Annotated in this window: 20 protein-coding genes, 4 tRNA genes and 1 pseudogene; 12 read left to right on the forward strand and 13 right to left on the reverse strand. The window is 35.3% G+C overall.

Going from position 1 to position 21,274, the window contains the following annotated elements; genetic code table 11:
* Positions 1-39: 39 nt before the first annotated feature.
* The gene (locus SP041_RS11220; protein WP_137297795.1) at positions 40-660 is read right to left on the reverse strand and encodes a LysE family translocator; all 621 of its coding nucleotides are present in this window, start codon (positions 658-660) and stop codon (positions 40-42) included.
* Between the two features lie 372 nt (positions 661-1,032).
* Here SP041_RS11220 and SP041_RS11225 point away from each other — a divergent pair, with 372 nt between their 5' ends.
* Positions 1,033-1,671 carry a YgjV family protein gene (locus tag SP041_RS11225; RefSeq protein WP_137297796.1) on the forward strand — a complete coding sequence of 213 codons (639 nt, stop codon included), beginning with the start codon at positions 1,033-1,035 and terminating at the stop codon, positions 1,669-1,671.
* Between the two features lie 118 nt (positions 1,672-1,789).
* Here the strand turns inward: SP041_RS11225 and SP041_RS11230 are convergent, their stop codons facing one another.
* Positions 1,790-3,238, reverse strand: a complete 1,449-nt coding sequence (locus SP041_RS11230) for a M48 family metalloprotease (protein WP_137297797.1) — start codon at positions 3,236-3,238, stop codon at positions 1,790-1,792.
* Between the two features lie 314 nt (positions 3,239-3,552).
* On the opposite strand from SP041_RS11230, the gene SP041_RS11235 reads away from it, so the two are divergent.
* The 4 genes from SP041_RS11235 to SP041_RS11250 all read left to right on the forward strand — a co-directional run bounded on the left by SP041_RS11235 (position 3,553) and on the right by SP041_RS11250 (position 7,702).
* Positions 3,553-3,762 carry a sulfurtransferase TusA family protein gene (locus SP041_RS11235; RefSeq protein WP_137297798.1) on the forward strand — a complete coding sequence of 70 codons (210 nt, stop codon included), beginning with the start codon at positions 3,553-3,555 and terminating at the stop codon, positions 3,760-3,762.
* A gap of 114 nt (positions 3,763-3,876) precedes the next feature.
* Positions 3,877-4,959 carry an AI-2E family transporter gene (locus tag SP041_RS11240; protein ID WP_137297799.1) on the forward strand — a complete coding sequence of 361 codons (1,083 nt, stop codon included), beginning with the start codon at positions 3,877-3,879 and terminating at the stop codon, positions 4,957-4,959.
* Between the two features lie 136 nt (positions 4,960-5,095).
* Positions 5,096-5,560 (forward strand): thioredoxin-dependent thiol peroxidase, encoded by a 465-nt coding sequence (bcp, locus tag SP041_RS11245; protein ID WP_170968544.1) that lies wholly within the window; start codon positions 5,096-5,098, stop codon positions 5,558-5,560.
* Positions 5,561-5,815: 255 nt separating this feature from the next.
* On the forward strand, positions 5,816-7,702 hold the full coding sequence (locus tag SP041_RS11250) for a methyl-accepting chemotaxis protein (RefSeq protein WP_137297800.1): 1,887 nt from the start codon (positions 5,816-5,818) through the stop codon (positions 7,700-7,702).
* Positions 7,703-7,922: 220 nt separating this feature from the next.
* Here the strand turns inward: SP041_RS11250 and uspE are convergent, their stop codons facing one another.
* The 10 genes from uspE to ccoN all read right to left on the reverse strand — a co-directional run bounded on the left by uspE (position 7,923) and on the right by ccoN (position 17,305).
* Positions 7,923-8,864, reverse strand: coding sequence for a universal stress protein UspE (uspE, locus tag SP041_RS11255; protein WP_137297801.1), 942 nt, complete (start codon positions 8,862-8,864; stop codon positions 7,923-7,925).
* A 136-nt stretch (positions 8,865-9,000) separates the two neighbouring features.
* Complete coding sequence (locus tag SP041_RS11260) at positions 9,001-9,738, reverse strand: FNR family transcription factor (protein WP_137297802.1); 738 nt, start codon at positions 9,736-9,738, stop codon at positions 9,001-9,003.
* 331 nt (positions 9,739-10,069) lie between these two features.
* Positions 10,070-10,747 carry a sulfite exporter TauE/SafE family protein gene (locus tag SP041_RS11265; protein WP_137297803.1) on the reverse strand — a complete coding sequence of 226 codons (678 nt, stop codon included), beginning with the start codon at positions 10,745-10,747 and terminating at the stop codon, positions 10,070-10,072.
* A complete protein-coding gene (gene ccoS / locus SP041_RS11270) occupies positions 10,737-10,988 on the reverse strand; it encodes a cbb3-type cytochrome oxidase assembly protein CcoS (RefSeq protein ID WP_137297804.1) in 252 nt (83 codons plus the stop codon). The genes SP041_RS11265 and ccoS overlap by 11 nt, the downstream gene beginning before the upstream one ends.
* Positions 10,985-13,408: a heavy metal translocating P-type ATPase gene (locus SP041_RS11275; RefSeq protein WP_137297805.1), complete on the reverse strand. Its 2,424-nt coding sequence runs from the start codon at positions 13,406-13,408 to the stop codon at positions 10,985-10,987. Before SP041_RS11275 ends, ccoS begins: the two co-directional genes overlap by 4 nt.
* The gene (locus tag SP041_RS11280) at positions 13,409-13,885 is read right to left on the reverse strand and encodes a FixH family protein (RefSeq protein WP_137297806.1); all 477 of its coding nucleotides are present in this window, start codon (positions 13,883-13,885) and stop codon (positions 13,409-13,411) included. It lies immediately after the preceding gene.
* Positions 13,886-14,024: 139 nt separating this feature from the next.
* Positions 14,025-14,984: a cytochrome-c oxidase, cbb3-type subunit III gene (ccoP, locus tag SP041_RS11285; RefSeq protein ID WP_137297807.1), complete on the reverse strand. Its 960-nt coding sequence runs from the start codon at positions 14,982-14,984 to the stop codon at positions 14,025-14,027.
* A complete protein-coding gene (locus SP041_RS11290; RefSeq protein WP_137297808.1) occupies positions 14,984-15,175 on the reverse strand; it encodes a cbb3-type cytochrome c oxidase subunit 3 in 192 nt (63 codons plus the stop codon). The genes ccoP and SP041_RS11290 overlap by 1 nt, the downstream gene beginning before the upstream one ends.
* 47 nt (positions 15,176-15,222) lie before the next feature.
* Positions 15,223-15,861, reverse strand: coding sequence for a cytochrome-c oxidase, cbb3-type subunit II (gene ccoO, locus SP041_RS11295; RefSeq protein WP_137297809.1), 639 nt, complete (start codon positions 15,859-15,861; stop codon positions 15,223-15,225).
* A gap of 13 nt (positions 15,862-15,874) precedes the next feature.
* On the reverse strand, positions 15,875-17,305 hold the full coding sequence (ccoN, locus tag SP041_RS11300; protein WP_137297810.1) for a cytochrome-c oxidase, cbb3-type subunit I: 1,431 nt from the start codon (positions 17,303-17,305) through the stop codon (positions 15,875-15,877).
* A 220-nt stretch (positions 17,306-17,525) separates the two neighbouring features.
* On the opposite strand from ccoN, the gene SP041_RS11305 reads away from it, so the two are divergent.
* The 7 genes from SP041_RS11305 to SP041_RS11335 all read left to right on the forward strand — a co-directional run bounded on the left by SP041_RS11305 (position 17,526) and on the right by SP041_RS11335 (position 20,947).
* Positions 17,526-18,017, forward strand: a complete 492-nt coding sequence (locus SP041_RS11305; RefSeq protein WP_137297811.1) for a hypothetical protein — start codon at positions 17,526-17,528, stop codon at positions 18,015-18,017.
* Between the two features lie 538 nt (positions 18,018-18,555).
* A complete protein-coding gene (locus SP041_RS11310) occupies positions 18,556-19,119 on the forward strand; it encodes a sigma-70 family RNA polymerase sigma factor (protein ID WP_137297812.1) in 564 nt (187 codons plus the stop codon).
* The gene (locus SP041_RS11315) at positions 19,112-19,831 is read left to right on the forward strand and encodes a DUF3379 family protein (RefSeq protein WP_137297813.1); all 720 of its coding nucleotides are present in this window, start codon (positions 19,112-19,114) and stop codon (positions 19,829-19,831) included. Before SP041_RS11310 ends, SP041_RS11315 begins: the two co-directional genes overlap by 8 nt.
* Positions 19,832-20,222: 391 nt before the next feature.
* Positions 20,223-20,298, forward strand: a tRNA-Asn gene (locus SP041_RS11320).
* Positions 20,299-20,364: 66 nt separating this feature from the next.
* Positions 20,365-20,440 (forward strand) — tRNA-Asn (locus tag SP041_RS11325).
* Between the two features lie 212 nt (positions 20,441-20,652).
* A tRNA-Asn gene (locus SP041_RS11330) sits at positions 20,653-20,728 on the forward strand.
* Between the two features lie 143 nt (positions 20,729-20,871).
* Positions 20,872-20,947: transfer RNA gene (locus tag SP041_RS11335), tRNA-Asn, on the forward strand.
* Between the two features lie 142 nt (positions 20,948-21,089).
* Here the strand turns inward: SP041_RS11335 and SP041_RS20870 are convergent.
* Positions 21,090-21,274: pseudogene (locus SP041_RS20870) on the reverse strand (IS3 family transposase); the annotation flags it as partial.

Genomic DNA, 21,274 nt, shown 5'->3' on the forward strand with positions numbered 1-21,274 from the left:
TTATTTTCTATTGTTGGTTAATGAGTTATCAACGCTAATTTAGCTGACTACTAACCATACCGCGACTAACATCATCATTGAACCTGCAATTCGGTTTAACAACTTAACACTGCTTTGTTGCTGTAAAAGGTGGCGTAATGTTTTGCCACCCGTTGCATAAATAAGCATACAGGTTAGCTCAAAACATAAAATAACAGCAATTAACTGTGTTGCTTGCGGTAATAGCGCGTTATCGGCATTAATAAAAGGAGGGAGTAACGAAATCATAAATGCCCAGCCTTTAGGGTTAGCAATCGCCGTAATAAAGCCTTGGCTAATTAATGCCGTACGTTTGACTGAGTCTTGATTTACAGGTGTGGCAGGGATGGCCATTTTTCCACGAGAACGCCACATTTGTATACCAAGGTATAATAAATATGCACCACCTGCATACTTTAAGAATAAAAATAGATTAGGGCGAGCAAGCAATATAGTCGCGACACCTACTAGTGCTGATAAAGCGACTAAACCGACACCGACTAATTCTCCAAGCATCATCCATAAACTACGTCGAATGCCAATGGTCATACCTAACGTCATTGCTAAGGTCATACACATTCCTGGTGTAATCGACACAGCAAAAAAAGTGGGAATAAATAGCAATAACAAATTGTGATCCATAAGATTCTCATGTGAATTATATTTGGGATGTTGTAAATCATTATAATGATAAATAGATGATTAAATACAAATTTATTTGTCTAATTATTTTTTAGAATAAAGGCATATTATATTCACTGTTCTGAAGCCGTCATAACGCTTGAAGCACTATCCATTTCACTTTTTATTTTCATCCTTAATTTGAAAACGAGGTGTTTAAAACTTAATTTTTAATTATTTATATGAAAAATTTATAATTTCTTAAGCGACTTTGATTTTAATCTCATTATCTATTTAATTTCCACTTACTATGCAAATCTAGACAGCGTAAAGTACGCTACCCAATTTTTGTTGGGTGACAGCTGAAGTGTTTTATTTATCGGAGTGAGTGATATGGTTGAGTTAAGCTCAATAAATTGGGTTGAATGGTTTGGTTATTGTGCATCTTTAGTAGTATTGATCTCATTAACAATGAGTTCAATTATTAAATTACGCTTAATTAATTTTATTGGTTGTTTATTATTCGCCGCTTTTGCTTATTTTATCAACTCATGGCCGACCATGGTGATGAACTTGGGTATTGCTATTATTAATATCTATTTCTTATATAAGATTTATTCAACAAAAGAAGAGTTTAAAATTGTATCAACATCCATTGATTCCGAATATCTTCGACACTTTATTAGTAATAATGAAGTAGAAATAACAAAACAAATTTCATTAGATCAGTTGTATCAAGCAAATCGTGTTTTTTATATGTTACGTAATGACAATATTGCCGGTGTATTGATTGGTGATTTAAATGAGAATGGTTGTTTCGATATCTATTTGGATTATGTTGTACCAAAATTTCGTGACTATAAATTAGGTACTTATTACTTTAAAACTAATCAGCATTTTTTGCAGAAAAGAGGGGTGAGGGTTTTAAAGGCGGTTGCTAATCATTATATGCATAGAGACTATTTAATGAAAATGGGATTCACTGTAGATGAGCGTAAAGAATTACATTTTTCAAAAAGGTTACAAGTTTAACGCGATTAAAATATCATTTCAAAAGAAGTGTTAAGTATTGAATGAATGAGTAAATTAACTCATTCATTCATTCATTCATTGATAACATTATTTTCTACTATCCATCGCATTAATACCCTCATTCATCCTGTAGTGCTTTTAGGCGAATATCATCACGTCGGAACTCTGCCATTTTGGCACTATAGCGAGCTTGGTCTAATCTTTTTTCTGTATAAGCTAATGCACTACTCATTTCTTCTGATGCTTCTTTAAATCGCCCTAACAATGCTAAATATTCAGCTCTCATTGCAAACTCTTTAGCTTTCTCTCGCATGATTTTATATAGGTCAATCGCTAATAAATGCCCTAGAATATGATCTGGGTGGGAACGTAAAAAATATTCTATTTTCTTATCGGCCAGTGCATATTGTTTATCTTGTTTAAGTGCAACGACTAGATTTAATAAAATAACCTCATTCCCTGGAAAGCGTTGTTCATAAGCGGTTAGTGAGTCAATTGCTTGTTGTATTTTTTTGGTCGCTAATGAAATATCTGCTGCAAAATCAATAAAAAACAAATTATTAGGATCACTTTTAATTAATTGGTCATTAATCTTTTCTGCTTTTTCAAATTCATCGTTTTTAAAATAAGCTAATGCTAAGCCGTATTGTGCTGCTTCTTTGAATTGGTATTTATTATTTTGCAGCTGGCTTTGGTATTTCCCAATTAGTATTTTAGCTGATAAACGATAAAATCTGACTGTGATGCGTGCTTTACTGAGATGGTAACCAAGGCTATTTTTTACATTGCCTTTTTTCAGTTGGCTTGCACGTAAACGCGCTTCTGAAAGGCGAGCCTCAGGTAAAGGATGGGTAGATAGCATTTGTGGTGGTAGACTTGCATATTTATATTTTTCTGCCAATTTACCGAAAAAATTGGCCATACCATAAGGGTCAAATCCTGCGTTAGCCAAGGTTTGTATACCAATGCGATCTGCTTCATATTCATGTGAACGAGTATAGTTAATTTGACTTTGTATATTGACGGCTATTGTCGTTGATAAGGCTGCTAACCCAGCAGCAGGAGAAACTAATGTTAATAATATTGAACCCGCTAAAGCTGCTATTGAAGTCGGATTACTCAACGCTTGTTGTTCTAACATTCGAGCTAAGTGTCGTTGTGTAATATGGGCTATTTCATGTGCAATGACACTGGCAAGTTCACTTTCATTTTCTGCGTATAGAAATAGCCCTGTATGAATCTTTACATTTCCGCCTAAGAAAGCCGCTGCATTAATATCTTCATCTTCTACTAAGAAAAACTTAAAAGGTAATTTTACAGAGTCTGAATGACTGACGATATTTTGCCCAAGTTCCGATATATAATGGTTTAACACCGGATCTCGAATAATAGGCAAAGCTTGATTAGCTATCATATTAAATGCCCAACCATATTGCTTTTCTTTTTCAATGGTCAATGCGCCAGCGCCTACTGTACCAATTTCAGGTAAATCATTGCTAGCAAGGCTAATAGTAGAGAGGCTAGATAAGAATAAAAATGCTGTAAATAGCTTTCGTTTGTAACGCATTACTAACTCCAAGTGATTGATTAACTTAATTTAACCAAAATAAGGCTGCCATAGTGAGATAATTCAAATTACGTAACAAGATGTCAGATAGATCAAAGTGATAAACCTTAAAATCATATTGTCTTAAACTGTCAATTTACTATTAATGTTTAACTATGTTAAGAAACTGACATTAAATAACGAGCATAGCATTTCAGCTCACATTTTGTTGCGAAATACGGTTGTTTTTATTGCGCTATAATGAACTATTCAATTAAAGAAAATGCTATAATTCATTTATTTATCACTTATTTAAGCGCAATAAGATAGTATCTATGCAAAGTTTAGATTTACGCCAAATACGTTGCCCATTAGCACTCGTTTTATTAAAACAGCAATTACTTGTCTTAGATAATGGATCCCATCTCGAGGTGTTATTTTCTAATCAAGCCGCAATACAAGATATTCGCCTGTATTTGGATAAAAAAAACTATTGCTATCGCGGTAATCAAAATACATTATTGATTACCTTAGATAATAAATAAGCTTAGATATTATCGAGATAAAAAGTGCTTTAGCTGCCTAAAGTAAATTGTTGTTTATAAGTGTTTCTGGCCTATAACACGACCACTGTGCACCAATAGAAGGATTAATCTTCAATGTTTATGCAACTATTTCAATGGTATAAGACACGTTTTTCAGACCCTAATTTAAGTGTTTTGTTCCTACTTTTGTTATTTTCTTTTATTGTCATTTATCTTTTTGGCAATATTTTAGCCCCTCTATTTGTTGCCATTGTATTAGCTTATTTGCTCGATTGGCCGGTGACTTATTTAATGCGTTTTAAAATAAATAGAACATTTGCTACATTAATTGTGATGTTGTTATTTATCTCTATTTCTATTTTTGCTTTCTTAGGCGTATTACCTACCATTTTCAAGCAAGCTACTTCTTTTATCCGTGACTTGCCTACGATGTTAAATCAAGGACAAGCTTATATTTTGACTTTGCCTGCTCATTATCCTGATGCTATTGATCCGGTTACCATTACGCATATCATTGGCACGATAAAAAGCTATTTAGTCGACAGTGGTGGTTTTTTATTGTCACAATCTTTTGCTTCTTTATTAAATATTGCTGCGTTATTAGTTTATGCGGTATTAGTGCCATTGATGATGATTTTTATGCTTAAAGATAAAAATCAATTAATTGCTAGCATGGTTCGATTTTTACCCCAAAACCGTAAGTTAGCAGCACAGGTTTGGTCTGAAATGAATGGTCAAATTATGAATTATATTCGTGGTAAAATAACAGAGATCTTAATTGTTGGTGTTGCTACTTACTTTACTTTCTTTTTTATGGATTTACGTTATTCCGCTTTATTGGCTGTACTGGTTGGATTATCGGTGCTCATTCCTTATATTGGTGCTGCTGCAGTGACGGTTCCTGTTGCTGTTGTCGCGTTATTCCAATGGGGGATCTCGCCTGAGTTCGCTTATTTGATGATTGCTTACGGTATCATTCAAACACTTGATGGTAATTTAATTGTGCCTATATTGTTTTCTGAAGCCGTTAATTTACATCCGGTCGTTATCATTATTTCTGTGTTGATTTTTGGAGGCTTGTGGGGGTTCTGGGGCGTATTTTTTGCAATACCTTTAGCAACACTGGTAAAAGCTGTGTTAAATGCATGGCCTGCCGTACAAGTAGAGTCAGATGAAATAGAACTAATTGAAAAGTAATATATTTTAGTAAAGTAATAGTAATAAAAAATAAAGAAATTTAATTTTCAGGTGTTAAGGCAATTAACCATTAAGTTAAATTGATCTTGAAATACTGAATAATCAATTTAAATATTAAATGACAGGAATAAATATTATGTTAGAAATCGGTAGCTTAGTACCAAACTTCACCTTGCCAGACGAAAATGACTCACCTGTTACGTTAAGTGATTATCTTGGTAAAAAGGTATTAGTTTATTTTTACCCAAGAGCCTCAACACCGGGTTGTACAACACAGGCTTGTGCTTTAAGAGATAGTAAAGATGATCTTGCTGCGTTAAATGTTGTCGTACTAGGGATCAGTCCTGATACGTCTAAAAAATTGACTAACTTTATTAACAAACAAGCGCTTAATTTTACTTTACTTGGAGATCAAGATCACAGTGTTTGTGAAAGCTTTGGTGTTTGGCAGTTAAAGAAATTTATGGGTAAAGAGAATATGGGCGTAGTGAGAACTTCTTTCTTAATTGATGAGAAAGGTAATCTAGAACATATTTTTAATAAATTCAAAACTAAAGATCATCATGAAGTTGTACTTAACTATTTACAGACAAAAGATTAAATCTGTAGCTAGTTTCTTTAGGGGATTAATCTCGATCTAACGCATTGAGTGTTATTGAGCCCCTAATAAGAATAATAATAAACTATAATAAATCATGTACCGTAATCTATTAACTTCATGATCTATTTACTCTAGCGCTTAATTATCTGTTATCTCCCTATCAGTCTCGTTATAAAGCGATAAAAGAATATTTTAATACAACAATTTGATAGACAGTCTCTCGAATAAAAACGGCTCATTTTAGGCAGAGTAAATATGATTGCGAAAGTAAAAATACTACTATTAATCGGGCTACTGTTCTCATCAGCCGTATTGTTAGTATCGTGTGTCGGTTTTAGTAATTTTAAATCAGCATCAACAGTCAATAAAACTGCAAAGCTCGATAACCAAGCTTTTTTAATATCCAAAGCACTTGAGCAAAAAGTAGAGCGTTATTTTGATGTGTTAAATGTCATGGCTGATGATATTGAAATTGATGAAACTGGCTTATTAAATCTACCTAAAATCGTGCAATCATTGCATACAATTGCCAATAATTTAGGTGTTCTTGATGTGTTTGTTACTACTGAGGATGGGTTAACTTATACTCACCAAAGTGATGGTTTAGAAGTCGATTTTAATGCTAAAGAAATAAATAGAGAGTGGTACCTTCGATCATTTAATGGTGAAGATAAAATTGTTACAAGTCCATATGTTAGTAGCCTTGGAAATAAAGTCACTGCACTAGCTGTTTCTCTCAAACGTAACGGAGAGGTTGTAGGTGTATTGGCTTTAAATATTGGTATTAATCAAATTACTGGCTTTATTCAAGATTTAGCCCCTGAAAATAATATTTTTGTTAGTCGTCAAGATGGTTATCTATTGGCTGCAAAAGAAGTAGGGTTAATCGGTAAAAATATATACAACGAGCGTCCTTCTTATAAGGAGTTTAAAGATAAAAGCCTTAGTAATCATGATTACTATTTGGATGGGATCGAATATACCGTTTCTAGTATTGTAATGGACTCTTTAAATTGGACTGTATGGGCTTGGAGTAGTTGGAGTGATATTAATGAAGCTTCGAATGAAAATTTACAAGTTAGCTTATTTATTACATTAATATTTACGATTTTATCGTTGTGCCTTATTTATTTGATTGTTATTAAAGTAATGTATCGCGCTATTGGCGGAGAGCCTGCTGATATTGAAGCGATCGTAAACAGAATTTCACAAGGGAAACTTAATTCAGTTACTGCTGGTACAGGCAGTGAAACCGGGATTTATAATGCTATTCTCATTATGGTGGGTAATTTAAAAAGTATTATTCAGCATATTAATATCTCTACTGGGCAGTTAAATATTTCATCGGCACAAATGTCAGAGTCTGCTTCAAGTGTCAATAGTAGCTCAGAGTCGCAAATGATGAAGCTAGAGCAAACGTCTGCAGCGATCAATGAAATGTCTGTAACAGTCGATGAAGTTGCTCGTAATACTTTATCTACTTCAACGGCGGTGGATCGAGTCAATAAACAATCGACTAAAGGTCTTAGTGTTGTCAATGAAATGAATACTAATATTTCAACGCTAATCGAAGGCATTAATCATGTGCAGCAAGTGATGTATAAACTAGATGGGGAAGTTGAGAATATAGGGAGCATTATTAAAGTTATCCGTGGCATCTCCGAGAAAACTAATTCACTTGCATTAAATGCGGCGATTGAAGCTGCTCGAGCGGTTGGACAGGGCAGAGGTTTTGCTGTGGTAGCAGATGAAGTAAGAGACCTTGCTAATAGAACCCAAGAAAGCATTGTTGAAACTCAAGTGGTGATTAGTCGTTTACAAAATGAGTCAAAAAACTCGGTGGAGCTTATGCAGGTTAACGTTGATAACGCACAATTAACGGTGAAAAAATCACAAGAAGCTATTAATGCCTTAGAAGAGATACGTCGTGCCGTTTCTATTATTCAAGATATGAATAATCAAATTGCAGCATCAACTGAGCGACAAAAAATCGCTGCAGCTGACATTAACCAAAGTATTGTTGGTATCAATGATGTGGCTAAAATGACCTTTGATTTTTCAATAAATAATACTAAAAGAGCCTCAGAGCTATTAAATATAGCCGCTGCTTTAAACAAATCAGTTGAAGTATTTAAACTATAAACTATAAAAGAGTGTGTTCGTTATTTAAATACAGCTGTTTAATTAGCGTCATCTAAATGAGAAAAGTCCAATAACCATTAAACAGGTTATTGGACTTTTTTATTTTAAGAATGCTATTTAATAGTGTTATTTAAGAATGTCATTTTCAGTATGTTATGCCAGAAAAACAAAGAGTTAGACCATGTTTTAGACGCTTTTAGGTTATGTCAAAAGCGAACAATTATGATTCTAATTTTATTGGGCTTATAAACCCATCTGGTTTTAGGGCAAGTAAATCACTGTCTAGCTTATCAATGACTTGTTCTGCAGTGTGGCCTAATAGTGTTAAGCCTATACCAGAACGGCCCACCGTTCCTAAAATAACCAATTCTGCTTTAATTTCTTGTGCTACATCGCTAATAGCATCTTCCGGTAAACCTTGTCGTAAATGAATGTTTTGCGTTTCGATATTATATTTATTCGCATAATCATTTAATGTTTTTTGGTGGAATTTCTTTAATCCGTCTTCATAATGAATAGGATCAAATTCAGGTAGCTCCATCATAATATTCATTGGTGGACTAGGATAAGCATTGACGACGTGGACATTTGATTTTACCATTTCTGCGATGTCATTCGCTTCGGCTAAAATAGCCTCATTCAAATTATGATGATCTGGATCTTCAATACTTTTACAATCTACAGCACATAAAATATTACCATTTTCAGGCCAGGATTTAACTTTAACCAACAATAATGGGATTGGGCACTTACGTAATAAATTCCAATCTGTCGGCGTGAATAAAATGGCACTAAGTCGAGGATGCGGATGGGTCGATTTTATTAATAAATCATAACCTTCTTTTAGTATTAACTGAATGGCCGCTTGGAAAGGGCGGTTATGCCAATGCACTTGGCAGTTTATGGTATGGCCCTGCTCTCTATAAGGTGCAGCAAGCGTTTCTAACCATTCTTTGTTATCACGTATAACTAAAGATTGCATCGCTTGACGTTCTTCCATAGAGCTTAAAGAGGTCATTTCGTAGGTAAGGTCGTAACAGGATAAGAATAAAGTTATTTTAATCTCTTTTTCTTTTTCCGCAATTTCAATTGCACGTTGTAAAGCGGGTTGCTCTTCCTGTGTTGGATCTATATAAACTAAAATATTACGGTATTTAAGCATGTTAGCCTCCAATTTTTAATAATCTATATAACTATAACTTAGATCAAATAAGGGCAAACGGATAGTGATATCTGCCAGAAAATGGAAATTAATTTATTTTCTGGCAAGTTGTGTAGTAGATAAGAGCTTGTTGATTTTAAACGAGTGATCCTGCTAATTCAGATAATTGAGCATTATCTAATACAGTAATATATTTACCTTTAACGGCAATCATGCCACTTTTTTGGAAGCGACCTAATAAACGACTAATTGTTTCAACGGTTAGACCTAAGTAATTACCGATATCACCGCGTGTCATCGATAATCTAAACTCTTTTGGCGAGAAACCACGAGCAGCAAAGCGAACTGATAAGTTATGAATAAATGAAGCTAATCTTTCTTCTGCATTCTTTTTCGACAATAATAAAATCATATTCTGATCGCCGACAATTTCAGCGCTCATTAAGCGTAAAATTTGTTGTCTTAATTTAGGCATCGTTGTCGACAATTCATCTAAAGTGTCATAGGGGATTTCACAAATCATCGCCGTTTCAAGTGCTTGTGCAAAGCTTGGATGTGTACCTGTACTAATTCCATCAAAGCCGACTAAATCACCAGCGAGATGGAAAGCTGTAATTTGTTCATCGCCTTGCTCTGTGATCGTATAAGATTTTAAAGTACCAGAACGAATGGCATATAAACATCTCATGTTGTCGCCGGCTTTAAAAAGTTCACTGCCTTTTTGAACTGGTTTCTTACGTTCGATAATAGTATCTAAACGATCTAATTCAGTCTCATTAAGAGAGTAAGGAATGCATAATTGACTAATACTACAATCTTGACAGTGAATTGAATTAGCGCCTGTTTGTGCTCGACTTGAGTTACTTTTATCCATAATTAGCTCTTAAATATTATTGGTTTGTAGTGATACTAACACCTTCTAAAGTGGCTTTGAAATTGTTAATCACAAAGTTGCTTACCTAGGTCAGTATTTTCGAAACATTAGGTTTAATAGAGGTATTCACAAACCTCAATTCTGATTAATGAAAGAAGAATTATATTTAAAATCATTATGTTATGATTTTTATTGTACAGTGCCGTTAATTTTGCATCGCTCAAGGAGAATTATTGGAGCAATAGCTGGTTATTGATAGATAATTTAACCCATAAACCTGTGGAAATCGCGGTGTCGTATCGCTTTGCTTATCCAGAACTGAGGTTAACTACTAATATAATTGTGTCATTGCGATATAAATAGTTTGAAAAGCAAATAGTGCCAATATTAATCCGCTGCTATATCTAAACCATTTTTTATTGAGAATATTTTTTAATTGATGGCTTAAAGAGCCCACTAGCATCATGGCAGGTAATGTACCTAAACCAAAACCCAGCATGATCACTAAACCATTAAGCCCATTCGCCGTACTAATTGCCCAGACCAAAGATGAGTAAACTAAACCACAAGGTAACCAACCCCAGAAAAATCCGAGAGGGAAAGCTAAAGCAGGGTGCTTTAGCGGCAAAAAATATTGTGCTAAAGGTTTTATGAATTTCCAGAAAAATTGTCCGGCTCGCTCTACTATTATTAAGCCATTCCATAATCTAGCAATATAAAATGCTAATAACAGCATCATGATGGCAGCGATAATACGTAAATAAATAAGGGATTCTTTGCCTCCCATCCAGATAATTAATACACTGCTACTGGCTGCGAAGATAAACCCTGCCACTGAATAACTCGTTATGCGGCCTAAGTTATAGAGTAGTAATGAAAGTAATCCATTTTTTTGATCAGGGTTGATTGAAAAGCTCAGTGCACTAGCAATCCCTGAACACATGCCAATACAATGCCCAGCACCTAGTAAACCAATTAAAAAAGCACTTAAAAAGTCATTAATGAGCATCTGGTTTTATATCACTTATTTTCAAGGGAGTTGTTTTAGATACCTTTCCTTCAGAGTGTTCAATATCTGCCTGCGTTTTTTTCATTGGTTTTGATGGTTGTACATCTTCATCAAATAAAATATTTACACCTTCTCTATCTAGGTCATCATACTGATTAGACTTAACGGCCCAAAAAAATACTAATACAGCAATGGATACAAAGATCATTGCAATCGGAATCAATACATAGATAATATTCATTTTAATAACCTTAATGAATTGCTCACTACAATTAATGAGCTAAAAGACATACCTAAGACCGCGACGTAGGGAGGAACTAAGCCCATCACCGCTAAAGGGACTATGATTAAGTTATATCCGATAGCCCAAGCTAGGTTTTCTTTAATGATACGTGTTGTTTGCTTAGCATTAGTCGTTAATAGGTTTATTTTACGTAAATCAGAGCCTAATAAAATAACGTCAGCACTATTTTTAGCAATGTCAGTACCGCTAGCTAATGCGACAGAAATATGGGCACCTGCTAATACCGGTGCATCATTGATACCGTCGCCAATCATCATAACTTGCTGCGATTGTTGTAACGTTTCGATATGCGCTAATTTTTGTTGTGGACTAACACCTTTGACTACATTTTTAATGTTAAGTTGCTTAGCGACTTGTTCACTTTTATCTGAAATATCACCAGTTAACATGGTGGTTTCTAAGTTGTTTTTATGACAAAAACTAACTAAATCCATTGCTGATTCACGTATTTCATCACCTAACTCAAAGGTTGCAATTAATTGTTGATTCACAGTCAAATAGATCAATAACTCTTGGCTACTTAGTTCTCTAGTCATTCCACAGAACGCTGCATGACCTAATTTCACTTGTGATTTTTGACCACTATCTTCCCAAGTTGCTTGTAAGCCTTGCCCTGGAATATTTTCAATATTGTTTAATATTAAAGTTTGGCTTTTTAATTGAGTGAAAGCAACTGCAATAGGGTGCTCTGAGTTCATTTCAATATTTGCGGCAAGATTAATACATTGTTGTTTATTATATTGGTAATTTGTAAGGCCTGGCGCGGGTAGATGCGTATTAAGCAATTTAAAATCACCTTGCGTTAACGTGCCTGTTTTATCAAAAACAACATGATGTATTTTATTCACCGTTTCTAATACGTGATGTTGCTTAATTAAAATGCCTTGTTTATTAAGCTGCGCAGTAGCACAGGTTAACGCAGTTGGTGTTGCAAGAGATAATGCACACGGGCAAGTGGCAACCAGTACCGACAAAGTGATCCAAAATGCTTGGTCAGGATCAATAAGGCTCCATCCAATATAAGTCAGGGTTGCTACCAACAATAAAGCTGCCACGAAATAACGTGATACGATATCTGCCATTATTTCGATTTGAGGTTTATTTTGCTGTGCGCTATTTTGTAATTGTATGATGTCTGAAATAAGCGTGTTGTTACCTATATTCACCACTTCAATGGTTAATACACTACTAATATTAACAGTACCTGCATAAACATTATCTTGTGACTTTTTAAAAACAGGTAAATGTTCACCAGTAAGCATTGACTCTTCAATACTACTTTTCCCATCAATAATGATGCCATCAATTGCAATAGTTTCACCTGGCTTAACGAGTATATATTGCCCTGGTATGAGTGTTTTTGCGGGGGTTAAGTGATGGCTAATAATACCATCATTTTTTTCTAATAATGTCGCCATCGAGGGAAGCAAACGTAATAAATTACTACTGGTTTCAGATGCTTTACGACGAGCTCGGAGTTCTAATAAACGCCCTAATAATAGTAAGAAGGTGAACATCGAGACAGACTCGAAATAGACCTCTCCTCTCCCTACGATAGTTGCATAACCGGAGGCAGAATAGGCACCTAATAAAGCAATAGAAATAGGAATATCCATGCCTAATGTTTTATTGCGGATATTACGCCATGCATTTACATAAAAAGGTTGTGCGCTATACAAGAGTACCGGTGTTGCAAGAATAAAGCTAACCCACCTGAAGTAAGTAATAAACTCTTGTTGCATACCTGAAAAGAAATCAGCATATAAGGCGATCGCAAACATCATTACCTGCATAGTTGCAAGGCCCGCAAGCCCTAACCTACGTAAGTAAGATTTTACTTGTTTAGTATAAAACAACTCTTGTTGATTAACTTGGAAAGGGTAGGCTTTGTAACCAATACGTTGGATTTGTTCTAGTATTTTACTGAGTACCAGCTGTTCATTATCCCAACGAATCACAGCACGGTTTAAAGTGGTATTCACATTAACAAAAATAAGGCCAGGTAAAAAACGTAATTGCTTTTCAATGAGCCAAGCACAAGCAGCGCAACTAATGCCTTCAACAGTTAATGTTATTTCAGTGGTGTTGCCATTTTGTTTTATAAAGTCGAGTTGAATTTGTTCAATATCATAATGTTCAAGTTGTTGCAGTTCATCTGGGATTAACGATTCACCTTTAGCTGCAACTTCTGTTCTATGTTCATAATAAGAGCTTAAACCACTATCAACAATGGTTTGTGCTACCGCTTGGCAACCTGGGCAACACATTGTTTGTTGCTCTCCATTAATAAGAACCTGAAAAATCGAATTGGCTGGGTTAGGCTCTCCACAATGAAAGCATTGGCTTACCTGTTGCATTTACAATGCTATTTTGTCAGATGGAAAAACCACTTTCTTTTCTAAGCGCCACTTCTTATCAAAGGGTTCAAGGCGAAGTGACCATTTACCTTCTAATGGTTGATCTGTTTCATAATGGTAATTGCCTTGCGCATCAGCGGTTAGCATTGAAAGTTTATCGCGTTTAGATTGAGTTGAATGAAATAAAGAAAAACTGATTGAGGTGTTTGTTTCTAACCCCTTCATTTTGATTAATAAACCATCTGCTTGTTGTACGACTTCAGCAGAAAGGCCTAACTTTTTAGCGTTAGTTAATAAGCTTAAGTCTGCATTAATTGCTTTGCCAGTTTTATAATAATCATCAACAACCATATCGGGTTTATTATCAGAGGCGATAATAAAAGTACTGATACCGGCAACAACGGCAGCCATTGGTAAAATAATTAAAAACCAAGGCCAAAATTGTTTAAACCAAGACTTTTTTACTTCTGTTTGCATGACAATTCCTGTTATTAAAAGTAGGGGGAGGCAATACGCGATAATCTAGCATTTATGACGAATTTTAGCTATAAAAAAGCCTCGATTAACGAGGCTTTAAATGTTCGATTCAATACGCTAAATAGCGAATAAATTTAACTTATTTTGGTTGTGATAAAGAGTAAACAAAAGCAGAGATTAGTTGAATCTTATCTTCGCCTAATACATCTTTCCAAGCTGGCATTACACCATTTCGGCCATTGTTTAATGTATCTTCAACTGCTTTACGTGAGCCACCGTATAACCACACTTTATCCGTAAGGTTAGGAGCACCAAATGCATGTAAACCTTTGCCGTCAGCACCATGACATGCAGCACAAACCACAAATCGTTCCGCACCAGCTTGAGCATCAATGTCATTCACACGACGACCACTCAGTTGTAGTACATAACTTGTTACTTCTTTTATACCCTCTTCGCCTAGAATATCTTTCCAAGCTGGCATTGCTGCGTTACGGCCATTCATTAATGTTTCTTTGATTGTTAATGGATCACCACCATACAACCAATCATCGTCAGTAAGATTTGGAAAGCCTTTACTACCACGCGCATCAGAGCCATGACATTGAGCACAATTTTGTAAGAATAAACGTTGGCCTACTTTTACTGCCTCAGAATCTTTAGCAATCACTTCGATGTCTTTATAAACACCAGCATCGGTATAAACGAGTTGTTTAAATACTTCGCCGTATTTAATTTCTGCAGCATCTATTTCACGTTGGTATTGTGATTTTGATGTTTCTGCTCGTGCATCAAGTGTTGTTATATCTGTAACGTTTTTATCTGCACTCGTCCAATTTAAAAAACCATTCCAGTTTGCTGTGTAGCTTGGAAATGCAATTGAGTAAATTAACGCGATAACAATCGTAAACCAAAATAAACCGACCCACCATTTAGGCAGTGGATTATTTAATTCTTGAATACCATCAAAAGTGTGCGGCATTGGTTCGCCTTCTTTTACACCCGTATTATTCGTATTTGCTGCTTTTAGAAGTACTGCACAACCGATGATGACGGTTAATGTGATGACAGATATCCATATTGTCCAAAAAATGCTCATTATTTTTTAGCTCCTGTATGTTCGCTTGAGGTGCTTTCATACTGTGTTGAGTCCAGATCATCATCTAAAATAGAATTACCCATTTCTTCAAATGACTGTTTTTGTTTTTTACTGTAGGCCCATAAAATTAACCCAACGAAAATAACAATTAAAAATAATGTATATAATCCGTTAAAAGTGCCAAAATCCATATAGCCTCCAGTAGCCTAAAGTGCCTATTACTAGGCACTAACTTTAATTATTTAAACGCATGACCAAGTGATTGTAAGTATGCAATCAATGCTTGCATCTCAGTTTTACCTTCAACTGCCGCTTTTGCGCCTGCAATGTCTTGTTCAGTATAGATTGGCTGTATTACACCACTTTCATCTTTATGACCTTGACCTTTAGTCAACATGTTGAAAATCTCTAACTTACGAGCAGTGTCTTCACCTGTTAACAAATCAGTTGCTAACCATGGGAAGCCAGGCATATTTGACTGAGATACTACATCACGAGGATTCATTAAATGAACTTCATGCCAAGCATCAGAATAACGACCACCTACACGTGCTAAATCAGGTCCAGTACGTTTAGAGCCCCATAGGAATGGATGCTCCCAAACACTTTCACCAGCCATACTGTAATGACCGTAACGTTCAGTCTCAGCGCGGAAAGGTCGGATCATTTGGCTGTGACATACGCTACAACCTTCGCGAATGTAAATATCACGGCCTTCCATTTCTAGTGCTGTGTATGGGCGTAATGTATCAACCGGTGTATTGGTTTCTTTTTGGAATATTAACGGCGTAATTTGTGCTAATCCACCAAAGCTAATCGCAATGATAATAAGGATTGCTAATAACCCAACATTCTTTTCAATAAATTCGTGTTTCATTATCAACTCCTTCCTAAGCTAATTCTTGAGGCTTGATAGAGCCTTCTTCTGCAGTCACTGTTTTAAATGTATTGTAAGCCATTACAAACATACCAGTTAAGAAGATGAGACCGCCTAGGAAACGTAATGCATAGAACGGATAAGATTTCTCTAATGATTCAACGAAGGTATACGTTAATGTACCGTCTGCATTTACTGCACGCCACATTAGCCCTTGCATAACACCAGAAATCCACATTGCTACTATATATAAAACAGTACCAACAGTTGCTAACCAGAAGTGCAAGTTAACTAATGCCGTGCTGTACATACCTTGTTGACCAAATAAACGTGGCACCAAATGGTAAATAGAACCAATTGAAACCATTGCTACCCAACCTAGTGCACCAGAGTGTACGTGACCGATTGTCCAGTCAGTATAATGCGATAAAGCATTAACTGTTTTAATCGCCATCATTGGTCCTTCAAACGTAGACATACCGTAGAAAGAAAGAGAAACAACTAAGAAACGTAAAATAGGGTCTGTACGTAGTTTATGCCACGCGCCAGATAGCGTCATAATACCATTGATCATGCCACCCCAAGATGGAGCAAATAAGATCAGTGACATCACCATACCTAATGATTGAGCCCAATCAGGTAATGCAGTGTAATGAAGGTGATGTGGACCAGCCCAGATATAAACGGCAATCAATGCCCAAAAATGAATAATTGATAAACGATAAGAATAAACAGGGCGGTTTGCTTGTTTAGGAACGAAGTAATACATCATTCCAAGGAAGCCAGCTGTTAATAAGAAACCAACGGCATTGTGGCCGTACCACCATTGTACCATCGCATCAACTGCACCCGCGTAAACAGAGTATGATTTCATCGATGACATTGAAACTGGAATTGCCATGCTATTAACAATGTGCAATACCGCTACTGTTAAAATAAACGCACCAAAGAACCAATTCGCAACATAAATGTGTGACGTTTTACGTATCGCCATTGTGCCAAAGAAAACCGTAGCATAAAGCACCCAAATGACAGTAATAAGCAAGTCAATTGGCCATTCTAATTCAGCGTATTCTTTTGACGTTGTGTAACCCAAAGGCAATGAAATAGCAGCAGATAAAATTACTAATTGCCATCCCCAAAACACGATAGAGGCTAACGGACCACCAAACAGTCTAGTTTGACAGGTGCGTTGAACGACATAAAATGAAGTGGCCATTAACGCAGACGTACCAAATGCAAAAATAACAGCATTGGTATGAAGGGGGCGTAAACGACTGTAAGTAAGCCAAGGTGTATCGAAGTTTAAAGCTGGCCATACGAGTTGAGCGGCGATAAGCACCCCTACACTCATGCCAACGATACCCCAAAGAATGGTGGTAAGTGTAAACTGACGAACTACTTTCATGTTGTAGTCAGGTTGGATATTGGTTGCGGTTGTCATTGTGTTGATTCCATGCATGTATTTACAATGTACGTTCGTTATGACGTAAAAATAAGTATTCAACATAAATGTTTTAAAGTTAAACTGAAAACATTTATATTTGGACCGAAGTTTACGCGACAATTAAAAAAATGAACAGATTTCCATTGATTTAATGTCAATAAAATTAATGTTTGTTTTAAAAAATGCGCGTTAACCACTATTTTTACAAGGAATTGCAATGCTTACAAAAAGTAGATTGATTCAACTAGTTAGTATGCTTAGTTTACTGATTGGTTTATTCATTTGGAGAACCATTGATTTATCTGAAATAGAAACGGATAAGTCTAAAACTGATGAGCAAGGGTTAAAGCTTGATGAAACAATTTGTGATCTTTCTCAACCCTGTGTTTTTAATTCAATATTAGGAAACTTCGTTTTATCTGTTGATGAAGGAAAGATCGTACCTGAACATTGGTATAACTTAACACTAAAAAGTGAAGCTAAAAACTGGCAAGTCATGAGTGCTAAAATAGTGGGTAAAACCATGTTTATGGGACAAATCCCTATTAAATTCTCTCCTATAACAAAAAAAGGTGGAGAGCTTCAATTTCATGCTAAAAGCATGATTGGTGTTTGTACTGAAGATAGAATGTTGTGGCAATTGAAAATGATAATAGAAGTTGAAGGAAAAGCAATTGATGTACATTACGACTTTCTAATCGTTAAATAAATTGGGTAGTAGAAAGAAAATAGAATCTGTATTTAATTTAAAAGTAGGTAGTTGGGTAATACAATTTTAAAATTGTTATAAAAGCGTGATTTTTCTTCTTACTCAAAGTGCTATTATTAATTTTTAACTTATTTAAAAGATTCTCGTTATTGATCATAATGCTAAATTTATTTATGTAGAAATGTCCTTATATGGCTTACCAATTTCTATTGAAAAATTAGATTACTATTATTCCTCAATAAGCTCTAGTCAATATAATATTAAATAAAAAAGCCAAGTTTTAGTCAGTATGAAAGTTTATTTTATAATAGGGAAAGTACAGTTATCTCTTTGACCTATTTAATTCTATTTTTTAGCTATACCAATAGATACCGTTTTTTTTTAGAAAAAATTTCAAAATTATTAAAAAATTTAAATTAAATTAAAAAGCTTCAAATTTTAAGGTGTTTCGTCGTTCAGTGATAACACTACTTATTAAGAAAAAAACTTATATATAGGCTCATTGTTTTGGGCTTAAAGTAAATAATTAAGGAAAATAATGATTTTTTTTACATCAAAGCGAAATAAAAGTGAGTCATGCGCGGTCCTTAAGGATATGAATAGAAAACAAAAACGATATGAATCATTAGTGAATGTGTATAGTACGGATTTATACCGTTATGCATTCTGGGTGTGCCGTGATCCTGAGGTTGCTCAAGATCTGGTACAAGAAACTTGCTTACGAGCGTGGAAAAATATTGATAGCTTATTAGATGATAAATCAGCAAAAGCATGGTTATTCACTATTTTAAGGCGAGAAAATGCAAGGCGCTTTGAACGTAAGCAATTATCATTAGTTGATATAGATGATTATGAAATAGCAGCGGAAGAAAATTCTAGTCCATATGACCAAGAGTTGATTCAACAGAAAATAGCAGCTTTACCGGTTGAATATAAAGAACCTTTATTATTACAACTTATTGCCGGTTTTACTGCTGAAGAAATAGCAACACAATTAGATCTAAATAAAAACACCGTCTTAACGCGATTATTTAGAGCAAAGAATTTACTTAAAACTAACTTAAAAGTAGAGATTAATAATAATGGAGAAGCGCATGGATGATATTTTATTTCGTCATACTGCAATAGCGACGCCAAATGATAAGTCAGAACAGTTTTTATCACGTGTAACAGAGTCCGATAGTGCAAAAAAATTAATAGATGAATCAAAAGCATTCGATAAACTATTAAAAAATAGCTTACAGATTGAAGTGCCAGATGATCTGACGGATAAGATCATGTTAGAGCAAAGCTTTGCATTGGAACGTGATAAAAATATGAGTGCTCGTTGGCATGTCGCGATCGCGGCATCAATTGCATTTGTGATTGGTTTAAGTTTACCTATGCTAAATAGCTTAACTGAGCATAGTGGACCATCAGATATTGGAACGATTGCTTTACAGCATGTACAACAAGAATATTTTTTAACTGCCAAAGCAAATGAGAATGCTACATTACAAACTGTTAATGCTAAATTAGCCGTTTATGGTGGTACTGCAGAATCTGGTCTAGGCGAAGTGATGTTTGTTAACTATTGTAGCTTTGAAGGTACTTCAGCCTTACACATGATATTTAAAGGTGAAAAAGGGCGTGTTACCGTATTTGTTGTACCTGAAGGTGCAAACTTCACACCATCAGCTGAATTTAGCAACAAACACCTTAAAGGTATTTCTGAACAGGTTGGTAAAGCAAGTGTCGTTATTGTCGGCGAACCGGACGAGCCACTTGAAATGATGAAAGAAAAAATAAATAAAAGTATTAAGTGGGATATCTAACCAGCTCTAATATTGAACAATAAAAGGGCGAATTAGCCCGTAATTGTGATTGGTTGCTTGAATTATCAGCAACCAATTTTTTTATCTACCTTTTTTGTTGACATGATTAAACGCAAAAAATATACTGCGCCCGTCTTTAACGTGACTGAAGCAAATAAGTTTCTGGTTACACTATCAATTATATAATCAATTGATATGATAGAAGGCTAGCTATATAAAACCATAGCAAGTTATAATTCCTCTTTAGCTCGGTTGATAGAGCAATAGAGACACTGTTAATTTGTATTTAAATTTAACAGTGAGAAAGTTACAATTCCTCTTTAGCTCGGTTGATAGAGCAATAGAGACACTGTTAATTTGTGTTTAAATTTAACAGTGAGAAAGTTACAATTCCTCTTTAGCTCAGTTGGTAGAGCAACGGACTGTTAATCCGTGTGTCGCTGGTTCAAGCCCAGCAAGAGGAGCCACATTTAGTTAAACTTGATTATGTCGAGTGTAACGAGTCTGATAATTTGAAGACTTAAAAGAACAATTCCTCTTTAGCTCAGTTGGTAGAGCAACGGACTGTTAATCCGTGTGTCGCTGGTTCAAGCCCAGCAAGAGGAGCCACATTTAGTTAAACTTGATTATATCGAGTGTGACGAGTCCAAGGACTTAAAAAGTTAATTCCTCTTTAGCTCAGTTGATAGAGCAATAGAGACACTGTTAATTTGTTTTTAGATTTAATAGTAAGAAAGTTACAATTACTCTTTAGCTCAGTTGATAGAGCAATAGAGACACTGTTAATTTTTATTTAGATTTAACAGTGAGAAAGTTACAATTCCTCTTTAGCTCAGTTGGTAGAGCAACGGACTGTTAATCCGTGTGTCGCTGGTTCAAGCCCAGCAAGAGGAGCCACATTTAGTTAAACTTGATTATGTCGAGTGTAACGAGTCTGATAATTTGAAGACTTAAAAGAACAATTCCTCTTTAGCTCAGTTGGTAGAGCGATAGAGACACTGTTAATTCGTATTTAGATTTAATAGTGAGAAGTTTACAATTCCTCTTTAGCTCAGTTGGTAGAGCAACGGACTGTTAATCCGTGTGTCGCTGGTTCAAGCCCAGCAAGAGGAGCCACATTCAAAAGCCTACTCAATGAGTAGGCTTTTTTTTGCTTAAAATTTAGAAACTGTTCAACAGACTAACAAATAGAACCATTCCTCTTTAACTCAGTTGGTAGAGCAACGGACTGTCCTCTTTTGAAGGTATAGTGCAGTGGTCAAGTAAAACTGGCCATCTTGTTAGAGGTTTTTACGTTTTCTTTCTCTGCTGCTAACGGTGAAAATCCGCCGTTAAACTGATGTGGGCGATATCGATTGTAATAGCCATTTATATAATCACTAATCGACAGCCTCGCTGTATTCATATCTGAATAACCTAACTTAGGCATCCATTCTGTTTTAA

Origin of the sequence: Psychromonas sp. SP041, assembly GCF_000470315.2 — a bacterium.
Lineage (GTDB): Bacteria > Pseudomonadota > Gammaproteobacteria > Enterobacterales > Psychromonadaceae > Psychromonas.